A 20,023-nucleotide genomic window follows, 5' to 3' on the forward strand; every position below is an offset into this window, starting at 1 on the left:
TCATTAAGATTAAAAAGTCGACAATTTTCAATTAACTATAAACTTGTTGGTTATTTATTTTCGACCAACCTAATATAATAAACAGCTCCTGCAGTACTTCCCGTAAGGGACTGAAATTTAATCCTTATATGGTCTTTCCCAGTAACCATCGAGTTGGGAATGGAATATTCCACATCACGAAATTTTGACAGGTTCCATTTTCCGGTATTGTCTTCGGTCAGAAGTTTTTCATCGTCGATATAAATATCAAATTTCCTGCTACCCCATTCGGCTCCCCAATAGCGGACTCTCAAACTCAAATCGGTCTCTGACTTTGTTGCCAGATCGTAGCTGAAAAAGCCGCCGTTATTGGCCTCGCGGAAAAACTCATTTAGATTATTGCCTTTATTGGAATTTTCGGATAGCATGCCATGATCAGTTTCGGGCTGTTGCTCGCCGGGACCTACCTGATCGATTGTGCGTTTTTCCAGAACAAGTTTTTCTTTTTCGATGTTTGCCAACGAATCGGTGTATGCCTTGTAGCCTGAATTTGACAAAGCCAACCAATACATCATATATCTGGCATCGTGTATCTTACTAAATGGTTCTAGTGTAAGTTTGGCCGGATTGACCATTTTTACATTTAATGTATAATTTAACGGCTTGCCTTCAACCGGAACCAACTTACTTCCGATATTTTGAATGTCATCATTAATCAGAATTGGGGCTTTATCAATAGGTAAAAATTTTCCGCTTGAAGATTGTCCCCAACGACTATCATCTGCAACCAAGCCTCTTAAATCTTCGGTTCCGGTTTTCGCACCCAATAAAATAGGTCCATGCATAAAAGCGATGTATTCAGGAACATTGGGTAAATGTTCAATGGTATTTTGCATGGGCAATGTAATTTGAACCACATCCCCTTTTTTCCATTTTCTGTCGATGCAAACATAAGACGAAGGAAGTATTGAGTAGGCCAAATCCTTTCCGTTCACAGCAATTTTCAAAGCACCTTTGCTTACCCAAACCGGATAACGAACTAATAATTTGAATTTTGAAGTCCCCTCTGAAATGGTAAGCTTTGTTTGTTCTTCATTAGGAAAAGTTGTTTCCTGTTTGATTTTTACCCCTTTTTGTTTCCAGTTCAATTCAGATGCAATAAAAAGATTCAGAAATAATGAATCGCTTGAATGGGTATAAATGAATTGATTGTATTTGCCGTGGTTTTCCATACCAGAGCCAACGCAACACCACATCGCTTCGTTTGGAGCCGAGTAAACCCGGTAATGACGCGGACGTGCCGGGGTAAAATAAACATACCCACCATGTTCGGGATGCTGAGAAGAGAGGATGTGATTGAATAGGGTACGTTCATAATAATCAGCATATTTTGCAGCTGGATTCACCCGAAAAAGGTCTTCGGTTAATTTGAGCATGTTATACGAATTGCATGATTCCGGCCCATCATTTACATTTACAAAATCGCTGCACGATTCTTTTGCAGGAAAGTGTTCCCTTCGGCTGTTGCCACCAAAAGCCAACGAACGGTTGGTTGTTACCGTTTCCCAGAAAAAGCTGCCCGCTTTACCATATTTATCATCCTGACAAAGCTCTGCAATTCGTTCGAAACCAATAATTTTTGGAATCTGGGTATTGGCATGTTTGTTATCAAGCATATCTATTCCCTTCGACAATGGATCGAGAAACATTTTGTGCGAATAACGTTTGGCCGCTGTAAGGTATTTTTCATTGCCTGAAATTTGGAACGCATCGGCAAGTACTTCGTTCATGCCACCGTATTCGTTAGCAAGCATATCTTCCATTTGCTTGTCCGACAAGCCCTGAGTAATTGTAATTGCCCAATCGCAAAATTGAAGGAAAACGTTCTTTGCTTCTTCATTACCTGCATATAACCATGCATCTCTCAGGCCTGCATACATTTTATGGATATTGTAATAGGGTGCCCATGCCTTCCATATTGCCCCAACGTCTCCTGCTTTGATCTTAGACCACAAAGCTGTACTGCGCGGAATGCCTCCAACATACCCAACACCCCAATCAGGATATTTCTGAGTGTTGGCTTCTTGACAGTCCTTTAGTTCAGAGATCATATAATCCATGCGTTTTTTACATTCTAAATTACCGGTTGCAGCATAATTAATTGCCATAGCCGACAAGTAATGCCCCCCCACGTGTCCGTCCAGGCCTTCCCAATTGGTATAGCTTTTTGCCTTTTGGGATAATCCAGCTTCTTTGCGATAAGGAGCCAATAAACGGTCGACATCATATTTCAGCAGCACCTCAATATTCAGGTCGCGGGCATCTTTGAACGCCCCATCAAGTAGTTGTACATCTCCCAAAGGGAATTCGTTGGGATATAGCATTTCCTGTGCGCTTAATGCAATAGGGAATATCAGCCCTAATAACAACACTAATCTGCATACTTTTTGAAACATAACAATAAAACTTTAATAGTCTTTATACAATTTTACATACTTAATATCACGTGCATCCATTAAAGTGATCCTTGACGATTTTTTTGAAATATAAAAAGTCCGGTGATGGAGCAATGTTCTTGATCGGCAAACACGGGATAACTCTTTTCTATGTGTGGAATCAAATCACTAATCAAGTCCTTTTCAAAGGTTGCAAAAGCAGCCACTTTCAAATTATCATAGATATTCCCAAAAGACCGATCATCTTTTATTGCTCTTCCGTTAGGTAAAACCACAATCATAAGTTCAACCTTTTTTTGTGCATAAAAATTATTCAGAGTTACCTGAAGCTTTCCTTGCACATGCCACTCTTTTTCTATTCCCTGAGATTGCAATAACTCTTGAAACTTAGCGGCATAAAACATTTTGAAACTCCAATCTCTAAAAGAAAGTCTCGAAGCACCAAATTAATGGTTAGCTACCTGCTCTATATTTATTTTTAGATATTTGATTTGTAAATTCAGATAATAACACATTTATTCTTCTTCCCAGTTAATATCCTAAGGTAAACTCAAACATTATTTTCAAGAATATTTCTGGAACTTTAAATCTCTACCCTTTAACATCATAGCTTCATTTTTTAGTAGATTTTAAGCCAATTTTCTTTGTGTTGCATTTTTCTCAATATTCAGTTCGTTTATTATTAAAAAAAATCTTCAAATAGTTTGCTATTAACTAAGGAAACTAAAATAAGACAATACCAATACAACTCTCAATTAGAATATACAAATCAACCTCTCATTCAACTCCATCGATAATAAAACATCATCAAGACATTGGATACCTGAAATTTAAATATCATAATGCAACTTGCGTATTAATCAATATTTATAACAATACAATCTGATTTATGATAATCCAATTGTATCGCTAAATATACAAAAGACATCAAATAATACAATTTATTTTGAGATCAACTAAGGAGAACTCTCAAGTGAACACAAATAACCACAGCTCTATAAAAAAAACAATAAATTAACCCTTTGAAGCTGCTGCATTTGTATGGACACAGAGTTAAGATATAATTATTTAAAAATTATATCTTAGAATAATGAAACAAGAGAGAAGAGCATTTACACGGGAGTTCAAATTGAATGCTGTAGAATTAAGTTATTCCAAGGCAAATCTAGTGGAACTGGCAAATGAGTCAAGTATCCGCCCCGAACTCTTATATCGCTGGCGTAGCGAATTGTCAGGTCATCAAGGGAAAAAATCTCCGGGTAATGGAAAGCCTAAACTGACAGATGAAGAATCTGAAGTTTCGTGTTAAAAAAAAGAATTTGGAACCACTACATTTAACTGAACAAAGAGTTAAGCCCTTATCTTTGCACACATGAATAAAAGAAAAAGAACAGTTTACGAGCTTGGATTTAAGCATCCTCAACACTTTACACGTATGTTTAAAAAGAGTGTGGGAATGTCACCAAGTGAGTACAGGAATGATTATACATATAACTCTTCAGCATAAACACAAGCCTTTAAAAATCATGGTAACTCTCTAAGATTTAATCATCGTTTTTAACGTTGACTGAATGTAAATATCCTAAAATTAATATTGTGAAACTCTCTTTTTTATACTTTAAATCTTAGCTTGGTCCTTTTCTCTCTTATTTTTCTTTCTTTACAAAATCATTAAAAGCATTGTAGGTTCCTCCGCTTTGCTGCGCTTCCTCCTGTTTTTGCATCTGTATCTGCTGTGCAATCCATGTTTTTCCCATTTCCTGCAACTGAATGTGGGCGTGCGCAAAAAACATTTTGTACGAAATACAAAAACGAGGCATACCACTATCTTGAGGATCTTTAACACGATCTTTGGTGCATCCGCCAAAACAATGCTTTAAGTAGCTGCAAGTTTTACACTTACGTGGCAAATTGGCTTTAATACATCCAAACTGATGTTGCTTCTTGGAATTCAGCATATTAATAAGCTTATCAGTTCTAATATTGCCAAGTTTCCATTTGGGATCTACAAAGAAATCACAGGAATACACATCGCCATTGTGTTCCACAACGGTATAAACGCCGCATTCTTTTTGCAAAGTACATTCAGGTGCCGGAATCCCAACATAGGTATGAAAAACTGAATCGAAATAACGAACTGATGTGGTCGGAATTCCATTCTTAAAATCCTTAATCCACAAATCCCACAGCTTACAAAGTACCTCTCCGTATTTTTCAGGTAAAAGTGAGAACGATGCCGCCTGTTTCGTATTCTCTTTATCTGTTTCCACAATTGGGATAAACTGCATAAAATCAAACCCCATCGTCTTGTGATAGTTGTAAATCTCTTCAATATGATCGGCTGAGTAATCAGTCAAACAACTAAGAACATTAGTCGCAACACCTTTATTCAAAAGCATTTTAGCATTGCGTGACACAATTTCCCAGCTAGGTTTTCCTGCCTGGGTTAAGCGGTAATGATCATGAATGTGCTGCGGTCCATCTATTGATATGCCCACCAGCCAGTTGTATTCTTTCAGAAAAACAGCCCACTCCTCGTTCAGAAGTAATCCATTGGTTTGCAAACCGTTTCCTACGGTTTTTCCATTTCCATACTTTTGCTGCAAGGCAATCACCTTTTTAAAGAAATCAATCCCCATAAGTGTTGGTTCTCCTCCCTGCCATCCAAAAGATACTTCCGGTCCGGATTGCTCCAACACCTGACGGATCAGATTCTCCAATGTTTCGTCATCCATTCGATGCACCCTTTTTTCCTGATACAAACCTGCCTTTTCCAGATAAAAACAGTAAATACAATCCAGATTACAATCCGGTCCTGAAGGCTTTACCAATACAGATGTTAATTGTTTATTTATCATTCTATTCTTCTTCTAATCGATATCTATTGAGGTACGTAAAAATAAACAATCCATCACAGATCATATTCCCTTGGTCTGCAATTTAAATTGTTTGTTCTATTTCAAGATGATTCTCAACAAATATATTTTGGTAAAAATACCATCAATTTCTTCTATTCCCTTTTCACAACGCTGATTTTGGCAGTAACTTCTCCCAAGTCGACAGATCCCAAACTACAGGTTTTTCCATTTTTAAGATCCATTTATCGAAGGCAACTTTCATTGCTTTCACTTTTTCGGGAAACTGAGAAGCCACATTGCTCTCTTCTTCAGGATCTGTATGAATATTATACAATTCAAATGTATTATCCACAGGATAATAATGCATCATATAATCTCCTTCAAGAACAGTTCCTGCCGGATCCGAAACATTCTCTTTATAATTACTTTTGGGAAACTGAGTCTGCACTTTACTGCCCATTACATAATCGGTATATTCATTCCAAAAATTCAAATTCATATCACTCCAATGATAAGCCTGAGTGCCGGCCCAAAATAGTTGTCTGCTATTATCAGCATGTTTTTCGCCACTTATAATTGCTGACAAGTTAATACCATCCAAATTTTCAGGGAATTCAATCCCGGCTTCAGCCAAAGCGGTAGGCAGCAAATCCATGGCCGATACATTCTCCCTAACAACCAATCCGGTTTTATGCTTTCCCGGGTACCAAACAAACATTGGCACATGTATTCCTCCCTGAAACATTAACCCTTTGTTTCCTTTAAAAGCACCATTTAAAGGCAATGGCGAATCGACAACAGCTCCATTATCACTCACGAAAAGAATCATGGTATTATCATCAATTTTCAGTTCCTTCAGTTTTGCCACAATCTTTCCCACTCCGTCATCAACGGCTGCCAGCGCAGCGTAATAATTATCAACCTCCGGATTACCGGTATTAAAACGTTGGTACTTTCTCGGCGCCCTTTCTTCAAGCGGAATGTGAGGTGCGTTGTACGCCAGATAGATAAAAAACGGGTTCTCCTGATTCTTATCAATATAAGATAAAGCCTCATCGGTAAACTCATCGGTTATATATCCTTGTGATTTAACGTGTTCATAATTTCTAAACAAACTTGCAGCATTGTAGTAATTGCTTCCGTGATAATTAAATCCGAAATAGTAATCGAAGCCTTTGTTTAACGGATGCTGATCCTTTACACAGCCATAAATACAATCGCGGTGGTAGTCTCTCGTTTTTTCAACCAAAGAATCGATTGTTAACTCTCCCAAATGCCACTTCCCGATCATAGCAGTATTGTAGCCATTGCCCTGAAAAGTTTCAGAAAGAAATTTTTCTTCCGGATTTACCCCGGCTTCTGCATCGTAATTATTATAAATACCGAATCGCTGTGTATATTTTCCTGTTAGTAAAGCAGCTCTGGACGGAGCACTGGTTGTAGAGGCCACAAAGGCATTGGTAAATTTCACCCCTTCGCTGGCAAGCTGAGATGTATAAGGCATTGCTGTTTGAGCCGCTTGATAAACTTTCTCAACATTTGCCCTGTACCTTTGGGTAACAGTTGTTTTTGCCAGCTGATTATGACTGTATGAATCTGAATCAAAATTCAACTGACCGTATCCCTGATCATCAGTCACAATTACAATCACATTGGGTTTTTTCTGCAAATTGGTACTATTTGTGTTAATTCCTGTTGTACAAGCGGCTAACATTACAGGCCATATTGCATGCATCGAATTTGAAAATTTCACGCTTATTTCGGATTAAATTAAAATTTAGTTTGATTGAATCAAATATCTGATTTCCCTTTAACAAGCGGGTCTAATATCATTCAAATCATCTCCAATTTCATACGAACTTTAGCTTAAGAACGACTTATAATCCCATTATTCTCATGATCTTTATTTGAATCAAAATTCATAAGAATTCACCACACATGATATTGGAATTGCAGCACATGATCTTTACTTTTAGATCTTGAACAAAAGAGTAGCGGATTAATGAAACCGACAATGTTAAACATAAAAAAAACTTGGACTAATTGGCTGTGCCGAAGCAATCCATACGGGGGATGGTACTCCTAAGCCTGCAACACAAACAGCCCCGAATATTATCCTAATTTTAGTTGATCATACGGGATGAACGAATACATCACTTTCTTTTGGTAAATATCTCACACCAAACAATCTCTATGCTCATAAAATCACCATTAAACGGTATTCCTGTATGCCAAAACCTAATCAATAAAAAAACATCTGCCGGTTTGCCAACAAATGCTTTTTATTATTGATTCAATTAAAATCAAAATCGACCTCTTACTTTGGGATTATCCTTTTATCAGCACCTTTTTTGATCTAAACTGCCCATTCATTTGCAACCGAACAATGTACGTACCCAATTGATTGGGCGCATCAATACTGAGTTCTCTTGAACCTTCATAAGGAACAGAAATCAACATTCTACCCATTAAATCAAATATCTGAACTGATGAATCACGTGACGGTAAGCTTTTCGACTGCAATACAATTTTGCCATCTCTGCCAAATACAACAAGTTCGCCATCCACAGTAATATCGGGCAAACCTGTTACTAATGTACTAAAAGAATCGGAGGAATAAACTGACGAAACATTTCCGGCGGCATCTGCAGCGACTGCATGCAATGCATAAGTTTCACCCTCCTGCAGGTTTGTTACACTTCCCTGCCATAACTCATTTGCATTGCATGCAGTCTGCCCATTCATCAAGGCTCCTGTTCCACTCATCACATCCTCAACAACAGGAACAGCTTCGCTTGCTGCATTCAGAAACCAAAATAATGTACCCGATTCATTACTGCCTAATTCTATCGTTGCTGATGAATGATCTATATCACTTACCTGAATCTGATAAATAGTTGGGGCAGTAATATCAGATAAAGCTTCAACTTTTCTTAAATTGATTTCCTGCGGGATACCATCTTTTAAAGTAAACTGCAATTGTGTTTGTTGATTATTGCCCGGTAGAACAGCCACCTTTGCATTTTGACCATCCATCTCCCAAATACCGTTTAAAGTAAGTACAATTATCGACTCCTGACTTGGCAAAGCCGATGTATAGGCAACTTCGGGAAAATGCAGGTCCGGATCACAAACACTCAGACTCAGTTGATCCTTTTCATCATTTGATTTTATCATTACCAATCCTGCAGCACTAATTTTCTTTACAAACTCATTGCTTAGATCGGGAATCGCCCTAAAAAAGACATATGCCGAAGTATTTGCAGCCCGATCCCAAACAATATGTGCCTGATTATCCTGCTGCAAAACTTTATAAGCTGCAGTGGTCTCACTATTCATATTGTTTGAAAAATCCTGTATTGCCTGCAGATCTGAATTTGGCAAAATAACATATTCGTAAGACTTCTGATCCGGAGCTGTTCCATGATCGATCCAGGCAGCAGCAAAATCACCTTTTGTTGCTGCCTTTGTCTTATTTTCGCGTGAATCCTGTGTGGAACGGCTAATTTGTACATTCACTCCATCTTTTACCCAATAAGCATTGCCAACAGGATCAAGAATCCAATGACTTTTATCTGAACTTAAACTCTGCAGCAAAGGAAAATTGATGATCGAATTATTTCCGTCTGCATAAATAGCATCCGACTGACTTTTCAGGTTAACCTGAAACAGAGTCGTTTCTGTTTTGTACTGAGAATTGGAATTTGAAATACCTGATCCCAGACAAATGATTCGATTATCAAAACAAAATACCGATTTATATGCCTGATGATCTGCAGTAAAATTGCTTCGGTTTCCCTCATTCAAAATCATTCCAAAAACGCCGTTCTCTCCATGAAGATTTGATGCACCTGTGAAGCCTTCGCTCGATTTCTCCATTAATGTTCCGCTTAAAGGACTTTCCAAAAGAGTAAGAGGTAAATGAATGCTGGTAGCTCCAGGATATCGATTCCAATCCCAACCATTTTCAACAAATCCACTTTCCCGGGCATTTACATGATTCCCAGCACCTATCACCTGAACCGTTCCGTAACTCTGGTATCGGCCATAACGATTATCTTTGGTGTAGATTTCGGAACCCCAAACGTGCCTGTTGTATCCCTTTACACTTACCATCCAATTGTCGCGTCGGTGAATGCCCAAAGCTCCATAATTGTAAGTGAAATTTCCTTCAGGTTCAGCTTCAGCAGAAATTCCCTTTGCTTCAAATTCCTGTTTAAAGGCAGTATTCGAAACTTCCAGACGCATATAACCTGCAGCCATCTCTTTCCATAATTCTTCCTTTGTATATGGATCTCCTGACTTCGCCAAGTATGCAAAAGCATTTTTGGCACCACTACTAATGGAGCCCGCCAGCGGATGTCGTCCACAAATTCCAAATCCCCAATCCTGCAGATTGGAATAATTTCTCATCGCCAGCAATCCTTTTCCAAAATTGATTCTTGCCTCTTCTGACAGTGCAAAACAAGTGCCATTTACGTAGCGCAGAAAACTTCCGATTCCTGCATATCCACCCGTGCTGTATGCCGGATACAATCCACCGTGATGAAAACCGGAGCCATCTTCTTTGATTCCGCCCATGCTTCCGGGTACAATTTTTAATGAGATATCCATCCAGCGTTTAATTGTCTTCATCTCCCGGGCCTTTTCAGGAGTGTCATCCATAGTCATAACTGCAACCAAACGTGGAATTATTGTCGTGTTCCAACTATCCATTAAGCCCTGCAATGTTCCTACTTCCGGTTTTATTCTGTATTCCTGAATGCCAGTCCAGTAGGAAAGCATTGCCACAGCCTCATCCAATTTTCCATCTGCTTTCAAAGCATCTTTCATCAGAAAAACAGCAGGCGGAAATTCACGAAATTGATATCCGTAGTGATGGTTAGTCCCCATTCCACTGCCCACATTCAATCCCTGATCCATTACATAGTCAAGCAAATCGTAAAACATTTGCTTTGCTTCGACATCCTTTTTATGGTGCCAAATTTGAGCCAAATCTTCCAACACCGGCCCCACCTGAATCATTTTCACATCATTCAAACCAGAATCATATTCATCATCGCTAACATACGGGCGACCGGTAATCTGACCATTACTGCGCTTTATATCAAAAGCACGAAAAGCAGTTTTTACCGATTCAATTTTACTGTTGGCAGGAGGACTTCCCTGAAATACTTTCCTCATTTCCTCCTTTATGGAATCGAAAGCCTTCTGCTCATCTGCATTGACAGTGGGCATCAATGGAATATCATGAGAATACTTATCGAACCAATGCCAAAGTGCAGCCCAATGATTCTCATTCATGCTTGGATTAATATATGGCAGTTGCTGGTCTGGTGTTCGACGATCATGAATTGCTGTTGAAGGAAATATCATTCGATCGAAGAATAAGGTGCCACTTGCAACATCGTTAGGGGCAACCACTTTCATAAATTCCAAATCCTTACTGGTTTTCGGTCCACTCATATCCTCAGTAAACTGAATCCAACAGGCACGCCATCCCTCAAAATTAATTTTGTAATCAAAATGATATTCCACCTGACTTCCTTTCCCAAACTGAAAAGTCAACTCTTTATCGATGGCTTTCTCATTATAAATCCAAAGCATTAAGCCTCCTTTGTATGTATTCGCTGCATTTTTTAAATTAGGGGGATTTAAAACAGTTAATGTTGCACCCTGAGTCCATTCCCACTTAAGTGATTGGGTACCCAACTTATAATGCTCATTACTAATACTTAAATCAGAACCCGCATTTGCTGTCCATCCATCGGGAATTTGACCTTCCAAACCTATGTATTGAGCCAAAACATATGAGTAAGGCAAATACAAGAAACTCAAGAATATTAAAATCTTTCGCATATAATAATATTAAAAATAAAAAGTCATTCCATATACTGAACCAACACCATCATGACTCCGAAAACGATTCCAATATAAGAGAAAGCCTAAATCCCGGCAAACCAACATTGTCCCAAAAATTCAATTCGGGATCAAACCAAACACAAACAACTGTTGTTCAATCAACTGCATCAGACATTTTTTATTCATCCAAAATCGTACGAACAATATCAAACACCATCAACAAAATCAGAAAAATAACTAATAAACGACTCGTTATCAACAAGTATAAACAAAACAACATCCGCAAAAAAACTAACTCACCTGCTTTAATTCCGAACGCCTCCATAATCATACGGATGAATTCAGAAGCTAAACTCTTTACTTCACTGTATTGAATTGCAATTTTGAAACTCACGCAACAATTTCACAACAAATTAAATATAAACCACTTACAATCATCAAAATCCATAAACGTCCCATAATCATTAAATCTATCGATACACCACTATCAAAATCAATAATTTAGAACATCAGAAAATTAATAGAAACAGAATTTGCATTAAACAAACTCAGATTACAATGAATAAAATCGGTCCCCTTAGTATTTTCCTATTTTGGTGTATTCTCCAGCCTTTAGCAGGTTTTTCGCAATCTTCCGAGTTCGAAGCTTTATCTAAAATCAGAAAGAGTCTTACCGGTAACAATCTTTCTTCCCAATGGGAAAAAATAAATACAGAAAAAGCACTTTCCCTGCTTGAAGAGGACGGACGTTTTTCCGATGCTGAACCAGATAAAAAGCAGTTAACGGGTCGTATCATGCAGTGGGCAATTGATTACCATCGCAATTCATACGAAAACAAGGATGAATTGAGAATCGCTATCTACAAATCCCTGCAATACTGGCTGGATCATCGCCCAAAATACAGTTTCCCGTCAATTCCTTTCGAAACACTTAGAGCTATGGCTGCCATAGAACTGGTTATTTATGATGATATGATGCAGGACCGGCAGATTTCCATTGCCAAAGAAAAACAAATCGACCATCTCATTCAAAGCATTACTGAATTTAGTCATTGGTGCTGGTACAATGGGAAAAATCAGGATGTTTTCGATAAAGCGGACGGACACAACAGAGGAGGAAATGTTGGTTATCGTTTGTGGGGCATGACAGCCATCGCCTCCTGCTCCAGAGACGAAAAAGAAATGGATTGGGTACATCAAATTGTGAAGGAGCAATTTCCCCGGGTACTTAATACTCCAACTGATTTTCCTACCGGTTTTACCCCGGATGGTTCATGGATACAACACAATGCCGGAGGAGTCCAAAATTATTGGATTGGTTATGGTGTTCACTGGATTACCCATATCCTCAACTATTCAAAAGCAACAAACGGCACCCGGTGGGCGGTAACCAATAAGGAATGGAACATTATTGCCGATTACTATCTGGATGGTATTCAGTGGTATTATTTTAAGAATCACGGGGCATTGAATCTTGCCGGGCGGCACAATGCTTTAAAAGAACCTCCTTTAGACAATGGTAAAATCAGAAAGGATGTTTTAAAACTATTGGAATTAGGAAATTTTACTCCCCGTAAAGAGCACGAACTCCGCCTTTTATCCAATCGGTTTCAAAACAAAAACTTTGCACACATCGATTCAACAAAATACTTCTGGAATACCGACCTGTTGATTCACAGCACAGCTCATTCATACTTCGCCATCAAAATGCTTTCGAACCGAACTACAGGCTGCGAAACGTCTGAGAGTGAAAGAGCACATGGTAAAAACAATTTTTTAAGCGGCGATGGGTCTACCATTATTTATAGTTCAGGGAAAGAGTATGATAAAGCCCGAATTGGATGGAACTGGAGAGCTTGGCCGGGCATTACAGCACTTCAAAAAAAAGGGAAACTTCCACTTAGTCCCTGGGGAAATGAAAGTAAAAGCAATAATGAATTTGCCGGAGGATTGGCAACAGCTCATCAAGGCATTGCGGCATTTCAATACAATCGTAAAAATGAATATGTGAACCTTAGGGCTAACAAAGCCTATTTCACTTACGAAAATAAAATGCTCGCTCTGGGAAATGCAATCCGAAAAAATGAAGCAGATCAGTTTGATGTTTGGACCACAATCAATCAAACCGAAAGGAAATCGGACATTAATTTCTGCATAAACGGAAAAAAAGGGAAAATAAAAGCCGGACAATATAAGAATCTGAATATTGAAAAAATAAAACAAATCTCCTGGATTCATCACGACAACACGGCCTATATTATTCTTCCCGGCAAAAAAGCGGCAGGCCTTACACTTTTCGCCGAAGAACGAACCGGCAATTGGGCCGATTTGGATGGACGCTATCAAAATAAGGAAGAAAACGCTTCCATCTTTCAAGTATCCCTTTCGCATGGAGCAAAACCAAATGGTGCCGATTATTCCTATATCGTAATCCCAAACACAAAGCTTGAAACAATTAAAAATATAGTTAAAAACGAACTTCCTGATCTTATTCAGAATGATGAAATGGCACAGGCCATCAAATATGGCGAAGACTCCTACATGATTGTTTTGTACCAGGCGGGGAAAATTCAGCTACATGATAATTTGAATTTGGAATCTGATGTTCCGGCTATACTGCACCTAAAAAAAGAAATGAATCAATGGCTGATTCGCATCTGTGATCCTTTACACAAGCAGGAAAAGGCTGAAATAAAGATTGACGAAAATAAAAAAACAAAAGCTTTTACGATTCAATTCCCAAAAGGAACTGATACCGGAAAATCAATAAAAACAAAATTAAATTTTTAATTAAACAGGAACCATAAAATGAATCAAATCTTAAAATTAGTGCTTGTTTCAACGTGTATGCTCAGCATATTTTCGTGCAGCAATCCCAAAACAAGTTCGAAAGATATTATAGCTGAGAGTATCGAATTTGCCAGCCAACAAATTGGTAGTGAAATAGAAATAATGAATGCCAAAGGGGAACTTCTAAATCCTAGGACAATAGAAAAAGATGGCAGCACGAGATACAATACTCCAGAAATGTGGACCAGTGGTTTTTTTCCGGGCTCATTGTGGTATTTGTATGAATTAACAGGCGATAACAAATGGAAAACGGAGGCTGAAAAACTTACCGAAACATTGGATACCATACAATATTTAACCTGGCATCACGATGTTGGATTTATGGTTAACTGCAGTTATGGCAATGGATACCGCCTGACTGAAAATGATGCCTACAAAAAAGTGATCATTCAAACAGCCAAATCATTAAGTACCCGCTTTCGCCCAAATATCGGAGCCATTCAATCGTGGAATTCAAACAAAGGATGGCAAGCCGAACGGGGATGGCAGTGTCCGGTAATTATTGATAACATGATGAATCTGGAATTGTTGTTTGAAGCCAGTAAATTGAGCGGAGACGAAAGCTTCAAAAATATTGCTGTCAAACATGCAGAAACCACACTGGAGAATCATTTCCGACCTGATCACAGTTGCTATCATGTTATCGACTATGATACAATTACAGGACAAGTTCGAAGCAAACAAACGGCACAAGGCTATTCGGATGAATCTGCCTGGGCCAGAGGTCAGGCGTGGGCCATTTATGGTTACACCCTTTGTTTCAGAGAAACTCACGATCCAAAATTCCTTACCAAAGCCGAAAACATTGCAGCTTATTTATTCAGTCATCCACGAATGCCCGAAGATTTGGTTCCCTACTGGGATTTTGATTGCAAAGATATTCCAAATACCTATCGGGATGCATCTGCAGCTGCAGTAATAGCTTCTGCTCTATACGAGATGAGCACTTTCTGCCCGCAAAAAGCAGAATCTTACAAAACTTTGGCCGACAAAATCATAAACAGCCTTGCTTCAGATGCTTATCGCGCTAAATTGGGAGAAAATAACAATTTCCTTTTGATGCATAGCGTGGGTAGTATTCCGCATAACTCAGAAATTGATGTCCCTTTAAACTATACAGACTACTATTTTTTAGAAGCGCTTGTGCGTAAAAGAGATCTGGAACAATAACCTCTGCAGGCAGACAGGTTTCAATGAACCTGTCCTGCTTGTTTTCTGCGAAATTCTCCCAAAATCACGATATGGTACTATTTCCAGAGCAAAGAATAAATCTAATTTCAATACAAATCCTTTTCTTGCAATCGATTTAAACTTATTACAAATGAAGAACAAATATCCATTTTCATTCCTTATTGTATTGATTCTTTGCTTTCAGCGAATATCAGCACAGGACCTTTTTATCCCTCAAATTCTTTCCTTCGAGGAAACCTCTGTTTCTCAAAACTGGAGCTGCGATTCCAATTCTGAAATTGGAATCAGCCGGCAGCATTACAAACATGGCAAACAAAGTATGAGGTGGGATTGGAATAAAAATTCTGCCCTTGTATTTAAGGGAGATATTAATTTTAAAGCTTTCGACCCCAATTCCGAAAATAAATCGATACCAACCTTCTGTTTTTGGGTGTATAACGAAACCCCTAAGAATGAAAATATAAAAATACAATTCGGTAAAGATGGAAATACAAACTGCTGGTTTGAATTTGGATTGAACTTTAAAGGCTGGCGTGCGGCCTGGGTTGCTTTCGAACGCGACATGCAAGGCACTCCTGCCGAAGGAATGAACCGCATGAGCATTTCGGCTCCGGAAAATGCAAGCGGTAGTCTTTTCTTCGATCATATTATGCTGTGCACGCCTGCAGACAGCCGATGGAATACCCCAGACTATCAGGTTCCTTTTGTGAATGCACAAACAGAAAACCACTGGTTGATTCTTTACAAATCGAGTTTAAACAAACCAATTGAAAAGTTAGAAAGCTTAACCGAACAGCAAACTGAAGGCATTCAAACGATTAACAGGAGATACAGCAAAGAGGTCATCAAAAAGCAGAACGTAAATGAAAAACGGATTGCTGAATTAAAGAAAGCTTACGATGAGTATCAGATTGTTCGCAGCGATGACCAAATATCCGGAAAAGTGATGTGGTTCTGTCGTTTCTCTGAAATTTATGAGCCCTATACCAAGGAATGGAAAAATTACTTTGTAAAATATGAAAAAGATCTTGCAAACTATACCAACGTCATGTACAATATCGCCTGTGCTTATCAACAGACGGAAAACACAGAATATAAAAATGAACTGGAAGAACTCTTTTTCAATATGTCCGATCACCTGATTGATCAGGGCTGGGCTGAAGGAAGTGCTAACGGCACCCTGCACCACTTAGGCTACAGCATGCGAACCTACTACTCGGCCTACTTTCTGATGCGGGAATCATTGATCCGCACCCAACGTGCCGAACAGGCTCAAAAAGCCATGGAATGGTACTCGGGTGCCAAAGAAGTTTTTGCTCCTATGCATGAAAAAGGCATGAGTATAGATGCTTTTAACACTTCGGTAATGGGCCGTCTGGCAAGCATCCTGATGTTGGAAGATTCGCCTGAAAAAGTAAGATATCTAAATGCCTACGTGAAGTGGATAGACAATGGCCTTGCTTATGCTCCCGGATTAAAGGACAGTTTCAAAGTTGACGGTTCGGTCTTTCATCATGCCAATAACTATCCGGCTTATGCCAATGGAGGATTCGACGGAGCAACACTCATGGTTTATTTCTTTAGTCAAACACCATTTAGCATCTCTGAGCAAGGACATGCCAACCTAAAGCAATCCTTACTAAAAACACGCCTTTTCTGCAATAAGGAAACCTGGCCTTTATCAATGTCAGGACGTCATCCAAACGGAAAAGGAAAGTTATCAGCAAAACATTACGAAAGAATGGCCCTGTCGGGCAGTCCGGATGGAAAAGACAAAACAGATGCTGAAATGGCCGCAGTTTACCTGCGCTTACAGCAAGGCAAAAAAGCCGACAGCAGCGCAAAACGATTCAAAGCAGAAGGTTTTGAGGCTGAAAACGATCCGAATGGAAACTGGACGATGAACTATGCAGCCTTGGGGATTCACCGAAGATCCAATTGGTCGGCAACAGTGCAGGGACATAGCCGTTACCTGTGGGCTGCCGAACATTATATCGGAGCCAACTATTACGGAAGATATCTGAAACACGGTCAGCTTCAAATCATCTCCGGAGAAAATAAACCAAGTGTGTTCACCTCAGGTTTTAATGCAAACGGATGGGATTGGGGAAGATTTGCGGGGACAACTGCTATTCACCTGCCTATTGAACAACTTCGTGCCAATATTCTGAATGTAGATCAGGTAAGCGGATACGAAGAGATGCTGATCTCAGACGAAGCTTTTGCCGGAGCCATCTCAATGGAGGGGCAAAATGGTGCCTGGGCCATGAAATTGCATGAGCACGACAAATACAATGGTTCGCACCGGGCGACCAAATCTGTATTCTTTTTCGACAATAGAATCATCTGCCTGGGCAGCAATATTGAAAACACCAATGCAGATTACAATACAGAAACAACTCTGTTTCAAAACTATTTGAATCAGGAATCGGAAAACATTCTTTTTAATAATCTGGTGATTACTGAATTCCCTTTCAGCACAACAAGCCAAGGTAAAAAAGCCAGTTTACTCACCGATAACGTGGGAAACAGTTTTTACATTCCGGCAGCTTACAGGGTTGAAGTGAGCAAACAGCAGCAGTTTTCAAAAGATCAGAAAAAAGAAACACCCAATCAGGGGAATTTCGCCACAGCTGTAATCAACCATGGAAAAGCGCCGCAGGCAGCCAGCTACGAATATGCTATCCTCGTGCAAAGCAGTCATAATGAACTGGTGCAATTTGCCAGACAAATGAACAAAAAGAAGACAGCAGCCTACACGGTGCTGCAACAAGACAAAAAAGCACATATTGTTAGGGATAATGCATCTAAAACAACCGCTTTTGCACTGTTTGAAGCCAATACGGACATTAACCAGGCTGGATTAACATCTGTAAATGCTCCTGCTTTGGTGATGATAAAAGATAAAAAGAACTCAAAGGTGATGAGTCTTTGTGATCCGGATCTGCATCTCTATGAAGGTTCGGCCGATATCGTTCTGGAAAATGGAAAAAGAAAAGAAAGAAGCATTTATTCCCGTGATTGGATTTACAATGAAAGCAAGGTATCAAAAATACAAGTTAAGCTAAAAGGCGAATGGACCTTAGAAGCCAATGATTATTGCAGGCTGATTAGCAGCAACGAAAACGAAAGCCTGCTTGAATTCACTTGTCAGCACGGTTTAACCCGCGAAGTTGTACTAAATAAAAAATAAACTCCTTCGCATTATTTTCACTGAGTAGAAATGAGAAGGAACTAAAAAATACAAGCTATGAATAAAAATATATCCCGAAGAAATTTCGTAAAAAGTACGGCAGCAATTACAGCCGGTATGACTTTGATTCCGCAGGGTTTTCTGACTTCCTGCATGAAAGAAGGGAAACGTCCGAATCTTCTGTTTATATTCCCCGACCAGTACCGCAAACAAGCCATGGGCTTTATGAATCAGGATCCTGTTAAAACGCCTAATATCGATGCTTTATCGCAACAAGGTGTGGTTTTTACCAACGCAGTAAGTAATCACCCGCTTTGCAGTCCGTATCGGGGCATGCTTCTTACCGGAAAATATCCTCTATCGAATGGCGTGTTAAATAACTGTCATTCGGGAAGAACACAATTCGGTAATTTCCTGAAACCTGATGATGTGTGTTTCTCTGATGTTCTTTCGCAAAACAATTACAATGCAGGCTATGTAGGCAAATGGCATTTGGACGGGCCTGCACCACCCAAAGACGGCGGTGCAAATGTTTGGGATTCCTATTGCAAACCTGGCAGATATCGTCACGGTTTCGACTTTTGGTATTCATACGGTGCCGATGACAATCATCTGACTCCTCACTACTGGATTAACGGGGCCAAAGAAGATGAGGCAAAATATTTTGAACAATGGTCGCCGGAACATGAGGCAGAAGTGGTACAAAAGTATTTGGAAAATGCCGGGGATAAATTCCGCGATGACGAAAAACCCTTTGCTTTATTCTGGGGAATTAACCCGCCTCATCACCCATTCAACTTAGTTCCTGAGAACTACAAAAAAAATTTCGAAGGCAAAACGGAAAAAGATGTACTAAACCGTCCTAACGTTCAGTTTACGGATAACACAGAAATGGGAAGCCACGGTTTTGGGGATATGTTTGTTGAAAAACGGATCAGTCAAGCCACAGATTACTTTGCGATGTGCGAAGGAGTTGATGAACAAATTGGAAAGGTGCTGCAAACTCTAAAAGATCAGGGCTTGGACAAAAACACGATTGTAATTTTCACATCCGACCATGGGGAGATGCTGGGAAGTCAGGGTATGATGCACAAAAATGTATGGTTTAGCGAGGCTTTCGATATTCCTTTCATCATCCGCTGGCCCGAAAAAATCAAAGCAGGACAAACCGATGACTTGCTTTTAAGTGTTCCGGATGTAATGCCTACCCTTTTAGGATTAATGGGATTAAACAAACAAATACCCACTGAAGTGGAAGGCAAAGATTACTCAGGCATTTTCAGAAACGAAAAAGTAGACAGACCTGAAGCTGCCCTTTATTTCTTTGCCAAACCCGAAGATGATACCGAAAAACGCCGCGGTGTGAAAACACATACTCACACTTACGTGATAGCTTACGATAACAATGGGGAAAAAATGCATTTTCTGTATGATGACAAGAACGATCCTTATCAAACCAAAAATATTTACGGCGAAAATTCGGAATTAGAGCAAGACTTAACCGAAAAGCTTCGTGAAATTCTGATCAGAACCAACGATCCATTCATTAGCTGCTTGTAATTTAAAAGTATGAAAAGTCAAAGGACCTAAAAGTGAAAAGGAAGCATGTATGAAGTATAGCATACCCTGTTAGA

General features: G+C 39.3%; 11 protein-coding genes. 6 read left to right on the forward strand and 5 right to left on the reverse strand.

What is annotated here, in order from left to right; genetic code table 11:
• Positions 1-50: 50 nt before the first annotated feature.
• The gene (locus tag ACKU4N_RS14570; protein ID WP_321317498.1) at positions 51-2,435 is read right to left on the reverse strand and encodes a glycoside hydrolase family 127 protein; all 2,385 of its coding nucleotides are present in this window, start codon (positions 2,433-2,435) and stop codon (positions 51-53) included.
• A gap of 59 nt (positions 2,436-2,494) precedes the next feature.
• The gene (locus ACKU4N_RS14575) at positions 2,495-2,839 is read right to left on the reverse strand and encodes an alpha/beta hydrolase (RefSeq protein ID WP_321317500.1); all 345 of its coding nucleotides are present in this window, start codon (positions 2,837-2,839) and stop codon (positions 2,495-2,497) included.
• A gap of 686 nt (positions 2,840-3,525) precedes the next feature.
• Between ACKU4N_RS14575 and ACKU4N_RS14580 the strand changes: the two genes are divergently transcribed.
• On the forward strand, positions 3,526-3,744 hold the full coding sequence (locus tag ACKU4N_RS14580; protein ID WP_321317502.1) for a transposase: 219 nt from the start codon (positions 3,526-3,528) through the stop codon (positions 3,742-3,744).
• A gap of 63 nt (positions 3,745-3,807) precedes the next feature.
• Positions 3,808-3,942: a helix-turn-helix domain-containing protein gene (locus tag ACKU4N_RS14585; RefSeq protein WP_321317504.1), complete on the forward strand. Its 135-nt coding sequence runs from the start codon at positions 3,808-3,810 to the stop codon at positions 3,940-3,942.
• A gap of 139 nt (positions 3,943-4,081) precedes the next feature.
• Here the strand turns inward: ACKU4N_RS14585 and ACKU4N_RS14590 are convergent, their stop codons facing one another.
• The 3 genes from ACKU4N_RS14590 to ACKU4N_RS14600 all read right to left on the reverse strand — a co-directional run bounded on the left by ACKU4N_RS14590 (position 4,082) and on the right by ACKU4N_RS14600 (position 11,152).
• A complete protein-coding gene (locus ACKU4N_RS14590; protein WP_321317505.1) occupies positions 4,082-5,293 on the reverse strand; it encodes an anaerobic sulfatase maturase in 1,212 nt (403 codons plus the stop codon).
• Positions 5,294-5,456: 163 nt separating this feature from the next.
• Positions 5,457-7,028, reverse strand: a complete 1,572-nt coding sequence (locus ACKU4N_RS14595) for a sulfatase-like hydrolase/transferase (RefSeq protein WP_321317507.1) — start codon at positions 7,026-7,028, stop codon at positions 5,457-5,459.
• A gap of 593 nt (positions 7,029-7,621) precedes the next feature.
• On the reverse strand, positions 7,622-11,152 hold the full coding sequence (locus tag ACKU4N_RS14600) for a chondroitinase family polysaccharide lyase (RefSeq protein ID WP_321317509.1): 3,531 nt from the start codon (positions 11,150-11,152) through the stop codon (positions 7,622-7,624).
• Positions 11,153-11,713: 561 nt separating this feature from the next.
• Between ACKU4N_RS14600 and ACKU4N_RS14605 the strand changes: the two genes are divergently transcribed.
• The 4 genes from ACKU4N_RS14605 (at position 11,714) to ACKU4N_RS14620 (ending at position 19,949) form a co-directional block, all read left to right on the forward strand.
• The gene (locus tag ACKU4N_RS14605; protein WP_321317510.1) at positions 11,714-13,945 is read left to right on the forward strand and encodes a polysaccharide lyase family 8 super-sandwich domain-containing protein; all 2,232 of its coding nucleotides are present in this window, start codon (positions 11,714-11,716) and stop codon (positions 13,943-13,945) included.
• Between the two features lie 18 nt (positions 13,946-13,963).
• Positions 13,964-15,175, forward strand: coding sequence for a glycoside hydrolase family 88 protein (locus tag ACKU4N_RS14610; protein WP_321317512.1), 1,212 nt, complete (start codon positions 13,964-13,966; stop codon positions 15,173-15,175).
• 151 nt (positions 15,176-15,326) lie between these two features.
• Positions 15,327-18,389, forward strand: coding sequence for a chondroitinase family polysaccharide lyase (locus ACKU4N_RS14615; RefSeq protein ID WP_321317514.1), 3,063 nt, complete (start codon positions 15,327-15,329; stop codon positions 18,387-18,389).
• Positions 18,390-18,446: 57 nt separating this feature from the next.
• A complete protein-coding gene (locus ACKU4N_RS14620; protein ID WP_321317516.1) occupies positions 18,447-19,949 on the forward strand; it encodes a sulfatase-like hydrolase/transferase in 1,503 nt (500 codons plus the stop codon).
• Positions 19,950-20,023: the final 74 nt, after the last annotated feature.

This window comes from Labilibaculum sp. (assembly GCF_963664555.1).
In the GTDB taxonomy this organism is placed as follows: Bacteria; Bacteroidota; Bacteroidia; order Bacteroidales; family Marinifilaceae; genus Labilibaculum.

Excerpts from the sequence above, each read along its gene's own strand:
- ACKU4N_RS14580 (WP_321317502.1), top strand. The coding sequence starts at position 3,526 with ATGAAACAAGAGAGAAGAGCATTTACACGGGAGTTCAAATTGAATGCT.
- ACKU4N_RS14590 (WP_321317505.1), bottom strand. The coding sequence starts at position 5,293 with ATGATAAATAAACAATTAACATCTGTATTGGTAAAGCCTTCAGGACCG.
- ACKU4N_RS14575 (WP_321317500.1), bottom strand. The coding sequence starts at position 2,839 with ATGTTTTATGCCGCTAAGTTTCAAGAGTTATTGCAATCTCAGGGAATA.
- ACKU4N_RS14610 (WP_321317512.1), top strand. The coding sequence starts at position 13,964 with ATGAATCAAATCTTAAAATTAGTGCTTGTTTCAACGTGTATGCTCAGC.
- ACKU4N_RS14615 (WP_321317514.1), top strand. The coding sequence starts at position 15,327 with ATGAAGAACAAATATCCATTTTCATTCCTTATTGTATTGATTCTTTGC.
- ACKU4N_RS14605 (WP_321317510.1), top strand. The coding sequence starts at position 11,714 with ATGAATAAAATCGGTCCCCTTAGTATTTTCCTATTTTGGTGTATTCTC.
- ACKU4N_RS14600 (WP_321317509.1), bottom strand. The coding sequence starts at position 11,152 with ATGCGAAAGATTTTAATATTCTTGAGTTTCTTGTATTTGCCTTACTCA.
- ACKU4N_RS14585 (WP_321317504.1), top strand. The coding sequence starts at position 3,808 with ATGAATAAAAGAAAAAGAACAGTTTACGAGCTTGGATTTAAGCATCCT.
- ACKU4N_RS14620 (WP_321317516.1), top strand. The coding sequence starts at position 18,447 with ATGAATAAAAATATATCCCGAAGAAATTTCGTAAAAAGTACGGCAGCA.
- ACKU4N_RS14570 (WP_321317498.1), bottom strand. The coding sequence starts at position 2,435 with ATGTTTCAAAAAGTATGCAGATTAGTGTTGTTATTAGGGCTGATATTC.
- ACKU4N_RS14595 (WP_321317507.1), bottom strand. The coding sequence starts at position 7,028 with ATGCATGCAATATGGCCTGTAATGTTAGCCGCTTGTACAACAGGAATT.